Annotated in this window: 9 protein-coding genes; 5 read left to right on the top strand and 4 right to left on the bottom strand. The window is 59.5% G+C overall.

The window, feature by feature from the left end; genetic code table 11:
* Positions 1–375 precede the first annotated feature (375 nt).
* The 5 genes from aceE (at position 376) to CX511_RS02550 (ending at position 9,003) form a co-directional block, all read left to right on the top strand.
* Entirely contained in the window at positions 376–3,021 is a 2,646-nt protein-coding gene (aceE, locus tag CX511_RS02570) for a pyruvate dehydrogenase (acetyl-transferring), homodimeric type (protein ID WP_045180674.1), read from the top strand.
* Between the two features lie 13 nt (positions 3,022–3,034).
* Positions 3,035–4,663, top strand: coding sequence for a dihydrolipoyllysine-residue acetyltransferase (aceF, locus tag CX511_RS02565; protein ID WP_045180676.1), 1,629 nt, complete (start codon positions 3,035–3,037; stop codon positions 4,661–4,663).
* Positions 4,664–4,932: 269 nt separating this feature from the next.
* A complete protein-coding gene (locus CX511_RS02560) occupies positions 4,933–7,626 on the top strand; it encodes a putative bifunctional diguanylate cyclase/phosphodiesterase (protein ID WP_045180679.1) in 2,694 nt (897 codons plus the stop codon).
* A 69-nt stretch (positions 7,627–7,695) separates the two neighbouring features.
* On the top strand, positions 7,696–8,361 hold the full coding sequence (gene msrA / locus CX511_RS02555) for a peptide-methionine (S)-S-oxide reductase MsrA (protein ID WP_045180682.1): 666 nt from the start codon (positions 7,696–7,698) through the stop codon (positions 8,359–8,361).
* Between the two features lie 9 nt (positions 8,362–8,370).
* Positions 8,371–9,003: a glutathione S-transferase gene (locus CX511_RS02550; protein ID WP_101293384.1), complete on the top strand. Its 633-nt coding sequence runs from the start codon at positions 8,371–8,373 to the stop codon at positions 9,001–9,003.
* Here CX511_RS02550 and CX511_RS02545 read toward each other — a convergent pair.
* From CX511_RS02545 to creB, 4 genes are all read right to left on the bottom strand, one after another.
* Positions 8,996–9,184 (bottom strand): hypothetical protein, encoded by a 189-nt coding sequence (locus tag CX511_RS02545; RefSeq protein WP_143527780.1) that lies wholly within the window; start codon positions 9,182–9,184, stop codon positions 8,996–8,998. The two genes, CX511_RS02550 and CX511_RS02545, sit on opposite strands and share 8 nt — an antisense overlap.
* A complete protein-coding gene (gene creD, locus CX511_RS02540) occupies positions 9,181–10,509 on the bottom strand; it encodes a cell envelope integrity protein CreD (protein WP_101293385.1) in 1,329 nt (442 codons plus the stop codon). The genes CX511_RS02545 and creD overlap by 4 nt, the downstream gene beginning before the upstream one ends.
* A gap of 96 nt (positions 10,510–10,605) precedes the next feature.
* A complete protein-coding gene (gene creC, locus CX511_RS02535; protein ID WP_045180691.1) occupies positions 10,606–12,039 on the bottom strand; it encodes a two-component system sensor histidine kinase CreC in 1,434 nt (477 codons plus the stop codon).
* Positions 12,039–12,722: a two-component system response regulator CreB gene (gene creB / locus CX511_RS02530; RefSeq protein WP_045180695.1), complete on the bottom strand. Its 684-nt coding sequence runs from the start codon at positions 12,720–12,722 to the stop codon at positions 12,039–12,041. Before creB ends, creC begins: the two co-directional genes overlap by 1 nt.
* Positions 12,723–12,826: the final 104 nt, after the last annotated feature.

The following is a 12,826-nucleotide window of genomic DNA, read 5'->3' as shown; positions in this document are numbered from 1 at the left end:
CTTGATCGGCGAGAAAAGATTGGCAGCGAGCGGATAAGAGAACCCTGGCCACGGTTGGACTGTCATACAAAAGTTAGAAATAGCTGAAAAACCTGATTCTCTGGCAGAAACCATCGCAGCAAACCTTTTCGTAACTTGCTTTTAACCACCGGTATCGTTTTTTCCCACAACCTGAACAGCGGCCACGAGCCATTTTTGTGTAGTTTTACTACTGCTTCTTCACTTCAAAAGCATGAAATGGTGATTCATTTGTAGTAAAACTACACAACGCCGGTACACTCTCCGGTAATCCAAGAATTTCATGTCGTCTGCCCAAAAGGCCAGTCGCAAACTCAGGCAACCGATTCTGGAAGCCTTTCCGCCCTGGAGCAAGCCATGCAAGACCTCGATCCCGTCGAAACCCAGGAATGGCTGGACGCCCTGGAGTCGGTTCTCGACAAAGAAGGCGAAGACCGCGCTCACTATCTGATGACCCGTATGGGCGAGCTGGCCACCCGTAGTGGCTCCCAGCTGCCGTACGCCATCACCACGCCATACCGCAACACCATCCCTGTTACCCACGAAGCACGCATGCCTGGCGACCTGTTCATGGAACGCCGCATTCGCTCGTTGGTCCGTTGGAACGCGCTGGCCATGGTGATGCGCACCAACCTGAAAGACTCGGACCTGGGCGGCCACATTTCGAGCTTCGCCTCCAGTGCCACCCTGTACGACATTGGCTTCAACTACTTCTTCCAGGCGCCGACCGACGAGCACGGCGGCGACTTGATCTTCTTCCAGGGCCACGCCTCGCCTGGCGTCTACGCCCGCGCCTTCATGGAAGGTCGCATCAGCGAAGACCAAATGAACAACTTCCGTCAGGAAGTTGATGGCAAGGGCCTGTCGTCCTACCCGCACCCATGGCTGATGCCTGATTTCTGGCAGTTCCCGACCGTATCCATGGGTCTGGGTCCGATCCAGGCGATCTACCAGGCACGCTTCATGAAGTACCTGGAAAGCCGCGGCTACATCCCTGCAGGCAAGCAGAAAGTCTGGTGTTTCATGGGCGACGGCGAGTGTGACGAGCCGGAATCCCTGGGCGCGATCTCCCTGGCTGGCCGCGAGAAGCTGGACAACCTGATCTTCGTCATCAACTGCAACCTGCAGCGCCTCGACGGCCCGGTTCGCGGCAACGGCAAGATCATCCAGGAACTCGAAGGCGTGTTCCGTGGCGGTGGCTGGAACGTCAACAAAGTGGTCTGGGGCCGTTTCTGGGACCCACTGCTGGCCAAAGACGTCGACGGTATCCTGCAGCGTCGCATGGACGAAGTCATCGACGGCGAATACCAGAACTACAAGGCCAAGGACGGCGCGTTCGTCCGTGAGCACTTCTTCAACACCCCAGAACTCAAGGCCATGGTCGAAGACCTGTCCGACGACGAGATCTGGAAGCTCAACCGTGGTGGCCACGACCCGTACAAGGTCTATGCAGCCTACCACCAGGCGGTCAACCACAAAGAGCAGCCGACCGTCATTCTGGCCAAGACCATCAAGGGTTACGGTACCGGTGCTGGCGAAGCCAAGAACACCGCGCACAACACCAAAAAGGTCGACGTCGACAGCCTGCGTCACTTCCGTGACCGCTTCGACATCCCGGTCAAGGACGAAGAGCTGGAAAACCTGCCGTTCTTCAAACCAGAAGAAGGCAGCGCCGAAGCCCGTTACCTGGCCGAGCGCCGCAACGCTCTGGGCGGTTTCGTGCCTCAGCGTCGGGCCAAGAGCTTCAGCATCCCGACTCCGCCACTGGAAACCCTCAAGGCTATCCTCGACGGTTCCGGCGATCGCGAAATCTCCACCACCATGGCCTTCGTGCGGATCCTCGCGCAGCTGGTCAAGGACAAGGAAATCGGCCAGCGCATCGTCCCGATCATCCCGGACGAAGCCCGTACCTTCGGTATGGAAGGCATGTTCCGTCAGTTGGGCATCTACTCGTCGGTCGGCCAGCTCTACGAGCCAGTCGATAAAGACCAGGTGATGTTCTACCGCGAAGACAAAAAAGGTCAGATCCTCGAAGAAGGCATCAACGAAGCAGGCGCCATGTCCTCCTTCATCGCTGCCGGTACTTCGTACTCGAACCACAACCAGCCGATGCTGCCGTTCTACATCTTCTACTCGATGTTCGGCTTCCAGCGTATTGGTGACCTGGCCTGGGCCGCTGGCGACAGCCGTACCCGTGGCTTCCTGATCGGCGGTACCGCCGGCCGTACCACCCTCAACGGTGAAGGCCTGCAGCACGAAGACGGTCACAGCCACATCCTGGCCGCGACCATCCCGAACTGCCGCACCTATGATCCGACCTACGGCTACGAGCTGGCGGTGATCATTCAGGACGGCATGAAGAAGATGACCGAAGAGCAACAGGACGTCTTCTACTACATCACCGTGATGAACGAAGCCTACACCCAGCCTGCAATCCCAGCCGGCGCCGAGGAAGGCATCATCAAGGGCATGTACCTGCTCGAGGAAGACACTCGCGAAGCAGCACACCACGTCCAACTGATGGGCTCCGGCACCATCCTGCGTGAAGTGCGTGAAGCGGCGAAGATCCTGCGTGAAGAATTCAACGTCGGTGCCGACGTCTGGAGCGTCACCAGCTTCAACGAACTGCGTCGCGACGGCCTGGCCGTAGAGCGCAGCAACCGTCTCAAGCCTGGTCAGAAGCCACAGATCACCTATGTCGAAGAGTGCCTGGCTGGCCGTAAGGGCCCGGTCATTGCCTCTACCGACTACATGAAGATGTTCGCTGAACAGATTCGCCAGTGGGTGCCGAGCAAAGAGTACAAAGTCCTGGGTACCGATGGTTTCGGTCGCAGCGACAGCCGTAAGAAGCTGCGTCACTTCTTCGAAGTCGACCGTCACTTCGTCGTGCTGGCTGCCCTGGAAGCCTTGGCTGACCGTGGCGATATCGAACCTAAGGTCGTGGCTGAAGCCATCACCAAGTTCGGCATCGATCCGGACAAACGCAACCCACTGGACTGCTGAGGAGTATTTTTAAGTGAGCGAACTCATTCGCGTACCTGACATCGGCAGCGGTGAAGGTGAAATCATTGAGCTGTTCGTCAAAGTCGGCGACCGCATCGAGGCTGACCAGAGCCTGCTGACCCTGGAGTCCGACAAGGCCTCCATGGAGATCCCGGCCCCTAAGGCCGGCGTGATCAAGTCGCTGAAGGTCAAGCTGGGCGACCGCCTGAAAGAAGGCGACGAACTGATGGAACTGGAAGTCGAGGGTGCAGCTGCTGCACCTGAGGCTCCGGCTGCTGCTCCAGCTGCGGCGGCGCCTGTTGCTGCCCCGGCTGCAGAGGCTGCTCCTGCCCCGGCAGCGGCACCGGCTGCTGCCGCTGTCCAGGACATCCACGTTCCGGACATCGGCTCTTCGGGCAAGGCCAAGATCATCGAAGTACTGGTTAAAGTCGGCGACACCGTCGAAGCCGACCAGTCGCTGATCACCCTGGAATCGGACAAAGCCTCGATGGAGATCCCGTCTCCAGCCGCTGGCGTGGTCGAAGCCGTGATTGCCAAGCTGGACGACGAAGTCGGTACCGGCGACCTGATCCTCAAGCTGAAAGTGGCTGGTGCTGCGCCGGCTGCTGCTCCAGCTCCTGCCGCTGCCGCTCCGGCGCCAGCCAAGACTGAAGCTGCAGCGGCAGCCGCTCCTGCACCAGCAGCCCCTGCTGCCGCTCCGGCTGCTGCCCCTGCCGCTACCAACGGTGCCAAAGTTCACGCCGGCCCAGCCGTGCGTCAGTTGGCCCGTGAGTTCGGTGTCGAGCTGAGTGCTGTATCGGCTACTGGCCCGCACGGTCGTATCCTCAAGGAAGACGTGCAGGTTTACGTCAAGGCCATGATGCAAAAGGCCAAGGAAGCTCCAGCCGCCGGTGCCACCGGTGGTGCAGGCATCCCGCCGATTCCGGAAGTGGACTTCAGCCGCTTCGGTGAAATCGAAGAAGTGCCGATGACCCGTCTGATGCAGATGGGTGCTACCAACCTGCATCGCAGCTGGCTGAACGTGCCTCACGTTACCCAGTTCGACTCCGCCGACATCACTGAGCTGGAAGCCTTCCGCGTTGCTCAGAAAGCGGTTGCAGAGAAGGCTGGCGTCAAGCTGACCGTACTGCCACTGCTGCTCAAGGCCTGTGCTCACCTGCTCAAGGAACTGCCGGACTTCAACAGCTCGCTGGCGCCTAGCGGCAAAGCGATCATCCGCAAGAAGTACGTCAACGTCGGTTTCGCGGTCGACACTCCGGATGGCCTGCTGGTCCCGGTAATCAAGAACGTCGACCAGAAGAGCCTGCTGCAACTGGCTGGCGAAGCGGCGGCCCTGGCTGAAAAAGCCCGGACCAAGAAGCTGTCGGCTGACGACATGCAAGGTGCCTGCTTCACCATCTCCAGCCTCGGCCACATTGGCGGCACCGGCTTCACGCCGATCGTCAACGCGCCGGAAGTGGCGATCCTCGGTGTTTCCAAGGCCACCATCCAGCCAGTCTGGGACGGCAAAGCCTTCCAGCCTAAGCTGATGCTGCCGCTGTCGCTGTCCTACGATCACCGCGTGATCAACGGTGCAGCCGCTGCGCGCTTCACCAAGCGCCTGGGCGACCTGCTGACCGACATCCGCACCATGCTGCTGTAATGCTGTTCCCTGTCTCCCTCTGCCGAGGGAGACAGGCTCCCTTTTCGAGCTGCCACGCTCGTACCTCAACCCCGTCACTTTGGCGGGGCTTTTTTTGTCCGCGCCCACCGAATCCCGCCCTATTTAAGATTCCAGCCACAATGCCGACACAGTTAATACAGGAAACTCTGTATCGCTTGTCAGCCTCAAGCGCATCATGCAACCTTGCCAAAACGCCGAGTAGCAGATTGCGCTATCTTCGCGAACAGCCTTCTTGAAGCGAGCTCTCCATGAAAAGCCAACCCGATGCCGCCAGCCGTATGGTGGCCGAGGTCGTGACGCAGCTGCCCGTGCCCTCTCGGCTCGGCATGTTGCGTTTCGAACGGCTGAATGAAGCCAGCTGGGCCCTGCTGTACCTCGACCCCGCCTGCGAACGTCAGTTCGGCCTGGCTGCAGTCGAGCTCTGCGCACTGGTCGGCTCGCCCTACGCCAGCTTGATGGAGCCCGAGGCTCGTTACAAACTGCATGACACCATCCAACTGCAGTTGGGGCAGCGTTCGCATTATCTGGTGCGTTACACCCTGCACACCGCACAAGGACCGCTGCACTTGCTGGAACTGGGCGAAGCCTACAAGCAGCACAACCGTCAGTTGTTGCGCGGTTACCTGATGGTGATTGACACCCAGCCCGGTGATGGCCCGGACCTCAGTGCCGCCGACCTGGAAACCCGCAACAATCGCCTGCAGATCGCCCTGCAACTCAATCAGCAGGCCCAACAGGAACAGCTCGAACACCTGGAGCGGGTACGCGCCCAGCAAGAGCTGATCCTGCACCTGGCCCGCCATCGCTACAACGCCAGCAACTCGCTACTTGAGGCCGCCGAGCTGATCACCCGCAGTGCTTGTGAGATCTACAAGATCGACTGTGCGAGCATTTGGTACCTGGAAGGACAGCGCCTGGAGCCGATTTCCGCCTACTACCGCAACACCCAGGAATACCGCCTGCCCGACCCCATCGACGCCAGCCGCTTTCCCGACTACCTCGATGCCCTGCACACCAGCCGCGCTATCGACGCCCACAATGCCAGCCACGACCCACGCACTCGGGAAATGGCCGAAAGCCTTCGTCCGCGCGATATCAACGCCATGCTCGATGCCAGTATCCGCATCGATGGCCAGGTAGTCGGCGTACTGTGCCTGGAGCAAACCGGCTCTGCACGGGCTTGGCAGTCGGACGAAATCGCCTTTGCCGGCGAGCTGGCCGATCAATTCGCTCAGGTCATCAACAACCACAATCGCCGCACTGCCACCAGCGCCCTGTACCTGTTCCAGCGTGCAGTAGAGCAAAGCGCCAACGCCTTTTTGCTGGTTAACCGCGACGGCGTGGTCGAGTACGTCAATCCAAGCTTCACGGCCATCACTCAGTACAGCACTGACGAGGTCCATGGCCATCGACTGTCGGAGCTGCCGGCCCTGGAAAACCTCAACGAGCTGTTGTTCGACGCGCCGTCGAGCCTGGCCATGAGCAACAGCTGGCAAGGCGAGTTCAAGAGCCGCCGCAAGAACCTCGAACCCTACTGGGGCCAGTTGTCGATTTCCAAGGTCTACGGTGACAACCGCGAATTGACCCATTACATCGGCATCTACGAAGACATCACCCAGAGTAAGCTGGCTCAGCAACGCATTGAGCGTCTGGCCTACACCGACAACCTGACCAACCTGGGCAACCGTCCGGCATTCATCCGCAATCTTGATGAACGTTTCGCCTCCGACAACGACAGCCCGATCTGCCTGCTGCTGGTGGACATCGACAACTTCAAGCGGATCAACGACAGCCTCGGCCACCAGACCGGCGACAAACTACTGATCAGCCTGGCCCGCCGGCTGCGCAACAGCCTCAGTGCCGGCGGTAGCCTGGCGCGATTTGCCAGTAACGAATTTGCCGTGTTGCTGGAAGACACCGACCTCAAAGGCGGCCAGCAGATTGCTCAGCAACTGCTCAAGACCCTCGACAAACCGCTGTTCGTCGACAACCAGCTGATCAACGTCACTGGCTCCGTGGGCCTTGCCTGCGCGCCGCTGCATGGCCGTGACCCGCAGACGCTGATGAAAAACGCCGGTCTCGCTCTGCACAAGGCCAAGGCTAACGGCAAACATCAGGCTCAAGTGTTCACCGAGGCACTGAATGCCGAAGCCAGCTACAAGCTGTTCGTCGAAAACAACCTGCGTCGCGCCCTGACCCAGAACGAACTGGATGTGTTCTATCAGCCCAAGCTGTGTCTGCGTAGCGGTCGCCTGCTAGGCCTGGAAGCGCTGCTGCGCTGGAACCATCCCGACAAGGGCATGATCCGCCCAGACCAGTTCATCAGCGTTGCCGAAGAAACCGGACTGATTATCCCGATAGGCAAATGGATTGCCCGCCAGGCCTGCCGCATGAGCCAGCAACTGCGTACTGAAGGGCTGGGTAACCTGCAGGTGGCGATCAACCTGTCGCCCAAACAGTTTTCAGACCCGGACCTGGTCGCCTCGATTGCCAACATCCTCAAGGAAGAGGCTCTGCCACCACACCTGCTGGAGCTGGAGCTGACCGAAGGCCTGCTGCTCGAAGCCACCGACGACACTCACCGCCAGCTCGACCAGCTCAAGCAACTGGGCCTGACCCTGGCTATGGACGACTTCGGCACCGGTTATTCTTCGCTCAGCTACCTGAAGAAGTTTCCGATCGACATCATCAAGATCGATCGCAGTTTCATCCATGAAATCCCCGACAACCAGGACGACATGGAAATCACCTCAGCGGTAATTGCCATGGCCCACAACCTCAAGCTCAAGGTAGTTGCCGAAGGTGTCGAGACCGCCGAGCAACTGGCGTTCCTGCGCCGCCATCGCTGCGACGTCGGCCAGGGCTATCTGTTCGACCGACCGATTCCGGGCACTGAGCTGGTCAGTAAACTCAAGCGCTATCCACGCGGCCCCGGCGCCTGACAGCGGCGTAACACTCGGGCACACTACGACTCTATCCCTTATTGTCCTATCTTGAAGAGGAATGGGTTCATGGTCCTGCGCTCGGAAATCCTGGTGAACAAAAACGTCCTGCCTACCGCTGAACAGGCCCTGCCTGGCCGCGAAACTCCGATGACCCTGCCGGAGAAACACTTCGTCTTCAAAGACACACCACTGCTGGGGCCGTTCTTCGAGAACGTCGACTTTGCCATTTTCGGCCTCGGTTGTTTCTGGGGTGCCGAGCGGCGCTTCTGGCAGCGTGAAGGCGTGGTCAGCACTGTCGTCGGTTATGCCGGTGGTTTTACCCCGAACCCGACCTACGAAGAGGTCTGCTCGGGCCTGACCGGTCACACCGAAGTTGTACTGGTGGTATTCGACAAGGACAAGGTCAGCTACAAAGAGCTGCTGGCGATGTTCTGGGAACTGCACAACCCGACTCAGGGCATGCGCCAGGGCAACGACATCGGCACGCAGTACCGCTCGGTGATCTACTGCACCAGCCCGCAACAGCTGGAAGAGGCACTGGCAAGCAAACACGCCTACCAGGCAGAATTGACCAAGGCCGGTTTCGGCGAGATCACCACCGAGATCGACCAGGCGCCGACCGTCTATTTCGCCGAGGCCTATCACCAGCAGTACCTGGCAAAAAACCCCGAAGGCTACTGCGGTATTGGTGGTACCGGTGTCTGCCTGCCGCCTAGCCTGCAAGGCAACTGAGGGTTCGCCATGTCTACCGCGAGCATGACCCTGTTCCACTCACCGGCTTCGCCGTTCGTGCGCAAAGTCCTGGTGGTGCTGCACGAGACCGGGCAGACCGACCGAGTGGCGCTGCAAACCGTCAACCTGACGCCGGTCAGTCCGGTTGCCGAGCTCAACCAGGGCAATCCAGCCGGGAAAATCCCGGCCTTGCGCCTGGCCGACGGCACTGTTCTGCACGACAGCCGGGTGATCTGCGAGTACCTCGATCAGCAACATGTCGGTAATCCTCTGATCCCTAAGGAAGGCTGGCCGCGCTGGCATCGCCTGACCCTGGCCTCGCTGGCCGATGCGATCATGGACGCGGCGGTGCTGACGCGTTATGAGACCTTCCTGCGCCCCGAAGACAAGCGTTGGGACAGCTGGATCGACGCGCAGCAGGACAAGATTCGTCGTGGTCTGGCCAACCTTGAGCAAGAACACATTGCCGAGCTGACCGCAGTGTTCGACATTGCGGCTATCGGCGTCGCCTGTGCCCTGGGTTACATCGACCTACGCATGCCAGAGTTTGGCTGGCGTGAGCAGCAGCCACAACTGGCAGCCTGGTATGCCCAGGTCAGCCAGCGGGCTTCGATGCAGGCGACGGATCCTTCTGTCACCTGACTGGCTTCACCCCTCGTGGGAACTGGACTTGCCAGCGATGCAGACGCCGCGCCATACCTGACACCGCAGCGATCTCATCGCCGGCAAGGCCGGTTCCCACACTGACCTGCGCAGTCCACAGGTTGGCAATACCCAGCGCCAACACCATCCCCAAGCGCCTTTCCTCGCGCAAGCCGCTCATTGTGAACGTCCCACGCTAGACCAATCCAAGCGGCGCGTCAGCACCATGAACACACCCAGCAGGCCGAACAGCAACAACGAGCCCATCAGCAAGGCATAGTCCTCGGCGCTGAGCAGGCCGTAGAGCATGCCGTAGAGCACCGCCAGCCCCAAGGCAAAGCCCAAGGCTCGCAGCAGGCTGTGCAGCACGTGGCTCAGGTAGAAGCCAATCAGCAACACACAGGCCCCGGCAGACAGTAGATAGGCAGGACCAAAGCCCAAGTGTTCGGACAACGACAACAACAACAGATAGAACAGCGCCAATGCTGCACCGACCAAGGCGTACTGAATCGGATGCACGCTGAGGTTCTTGAGAATCTCGAAGAGGAAGAAGCCTGCGAAGGTCAGGGCAATAAACAGCAAGGCATATTTAATCGCCCGCTCACTTTTGAGGTACTGATCCACCGGGTCCACAAAACTGACACCGAATGCCCGGCTATTGAATTCCTCGCACCCTTGACTGTTCACACACCGGCTCAGGGCGTCCTCCAAATTGGTGGAGAAGAACGAGGTCTGCCAGCGCGCCGAAAATCCACCCGCGTCAACCTTGCGGTTGCTCGGCAAGTAGTTGCCGACAAAACTTGGGTGTGGCCAGTTAGCCGCCATGCTGACACTGGTGCTGCGCCCTACCGGCAATACTTGCAGCTGGCCGGTGCCTTGCAGGCTGAGGTCGAAGGCATAGTCGAACAAGGTGTCAGCTTTGCCGTCCAGGCTGTTGAGGACCACATGGACACCACCGCCAAACCAGCTCAGCCGAGTACCCGCCTGGAAGTCCAGACGCTGATCGTTGAACTGCAGTTGCAGGCCCTTTTCGATACCGCGAATGTCGCTGATCCCTACCGCGAGAAAAGCAGGATCGAAACGGTAATCCTCAAAGTCTTGGGTTATCCCCCAATTGGCCGGTACTTTGAATTGGCCGCTGATGTGGTTATTGGCATGGAACAGACGCGTTTGGTAGATCCCTCGCGAGCGCAACTCGGTATCGATGCCCGCCTTGAGCTCGAAGGTTTCCGGCAGAAAATACAGATAACCGCTGACTTGCTTGGTTTCCTTGAAGGTTTTGCCCTCTTCGGTCTTCCAGCGTCGTTCGGTCTTACGGTACGGCACCACCAGCATTGGCCCGCTGATTTGCTGACTGAAGCTTGCGCTCTGGGCGATGTTTTCAACAACGTTGTCACGCAGCTCCTGGCGTTCGCCAATCAGGCCACTGATCATCAGCAGCGGGATCAGCAGCAGCACAATCAGGAAGGCGATGGCGCCAAGTTTGACACTCAAGGTTCGGTTCATGGGGGCAGGACTCCGGTTTCGATGGGCAGAGTCTGCGCAATCAACATGGAGCCCTTGGGGAGTTGTGTGGAGTCAATGTGCAGAGTGTGTGAAGTTTCAGTCCACGCGCTTGGCCGGCAGCCACAGGCGCACACGTACACCGTCCTCGACGTTGGCCACTTCAAGCGAACCGCCGTGCAGTTGCATCACCTCTTCGACGAAGTTCAACCCAAGCCCGGTGCTTTTGCGTCCACTGGATGGGCGCGGCAACGAATAGAAGCGCTCGCTCAAGCGCCCCAGCGCATAGTCGGGAATCGCCTCACCCTGGTTGAACAGGCTCAGAGCCACACGTGCGTCCTGCTGCTCCAGCTCGAACAGCAGCAGGCCACCAGGCGGTGTGAAGTCCAGGGCATTGTCCAGCAGGTTGGCAATGGCCTGACGCATGAGAAACGGCTCACACAGCAACCGGGTATTGGCTGGTACGCGCTGACGCACTTGCAAGTTGTTGCTTTCGATTCGCGCGCTCTGGGCCAATAGCAACTCGTCGACCAAGGTCGCCAGTGACACATGCTGCTGCTCTTCCAGGGCTTGCAGTTGTTCGACCTGGGCCAGGTTGAGCAAGCGCTCGATCAGTTGCTGCATGCGCGCGCTTTCGCTCTCGATATTGTCGGCAAAGCGCTGACGCTGCGCCTCCGGCATCGGCCCCTGCAACAGCTCTGATGCGCCTCGAATAGCCGCCAGAGGGCTCTTGAGCTCATGGGTCAGGGTATGCACATAGCGCTCGACATAGTCCTTGCCCTCCAGCTGGGTACGCATGCGCTCCACCGCCGCCGCCAGTTGCCCCAGCTCGCCACCGCGATAATGCGGCAGGGCGGTGCGCTCACCTTCGCTGACCGCCTGGGCGTAATGGGTCAGGCGGCGTAGCGAACGGGCCAGCCACCACGACAGCGCCGCACCGACCAACAACCCTAGACCGATCAGGCCCAGACCCAGGTACAACAACCGCCGCTCGGAGCGGTCGATATAGGGCTGCAGCGATTTGTTCGGCTTGGCCACAGTGACCACACCAATGATCTTGCCCTCATCGAGAATCGGCGCGGCCACGTGCATGACTGAAGAATCCGGGTCATCCGCGTCACTGCGAGTCGAGCGCGCACCATACTCACCGCGTAAGGTCAGGTAGACGTCGTTCCAGCGTGAATAATCCTCACCCACAGCCACGCCACTGGAATCGAGCAGAACCTTGCCCTTGGCATCGGTGACATAGATGCGGTGGTTGACCTGATTTTTCGACAACCCCCAGATATCCGCTTTGGGCTGCCGCTGACCGTAGGCACGCAACAGTTGAGGCAAACGGCTCTGGCCCAGGGTGCCGGCCTTGACATCATCGTGGAGGATTTCAGCGAGCAGGTTGGCCGTGTCCACCAGCGTCTCTTCGGTGGACTGTCGCACCCCAGGGCGAATCTGTTCACGCACAGTGCTGAGAATGAAAAAACCGGTCAGCCCGACAAACAGGAAATAGACCAGGAAAATCCGGATCCCCAGGCGCATTAGCTGTGGCTCGGGCTGTAGCTGTAACCCAGGCCACGATGCGTCTGAATTGGTTCGGCTTCGGCCGCCACCTGACGCAGCTTGGCACGCAGGCTCTTGATGTGGCTGTCGATGCTGCGCTCATAACCGGCATCAGCGGCCACCCCGACAGCATCAAGCAACTGCTCACGGCTGAGCACGCGTTCGGGCTGCTCCAGCAGACTTTGCAATAAACGGAATTCGTGGCGAGTCAGGCTCAGCGGTTGACCGTGGTAGCTGATCTGCATGCGCAGGGTATCCACCTGAAACACCTCAGGCGTGCTGCTCAGCGGTACTGCACGCGGTGTCATACGTTTGAGAATCGCCCGTACCCGCGCGGCCACTTCACGTGGGCTGAAGGGCTTGACCACATAATCGTCGGCGCCGATTTCCAGGCCCACGACCCGATCAATTTCACCATCACGGGCACTGAGGAACATCACGGGCACTTCGCTGAAGCGCCGCAATTGCCGACAGGTTTCAAAGCCGCTGATATCCGGCAGACCGATGTCGAGAATGATCAAGTCAGCGGGTCGCTGACGATGTTGCTCAAGGGCAGCACTGCCCAAGGTCACCCACTCGGTACTGTGACCATCACCTTGCAGGGCAAAAACCAGGGTATCGGCGATAGCCGCTTCGTCTTCGACAATCAATATGTGGGGCATCTGGAGCTGCAAGCCTCAAGCTACACGCTTCAAGTAGAAGCAGATCGCGTGACGTTACACTGAACTGCTTGTTCTTGCAGCTTAGCGCTTGAAACTTGCAACTG

The sequence above is a fragment of the Pseudomonas sp. S06B 330 genome, from assembly GCF_002845275.2.
Classification (GTDB): domain Bacteria; phylum Pseudomonadota; class Gammaproteobacteria; order Pseudomonadales; family Pseudomonadaceae; genus Aquipseudomonas.
Note: the sequence above shows the minus strand (reverse complement) of the source record. Positions and strands in the feature narration are given on the sequence as shown.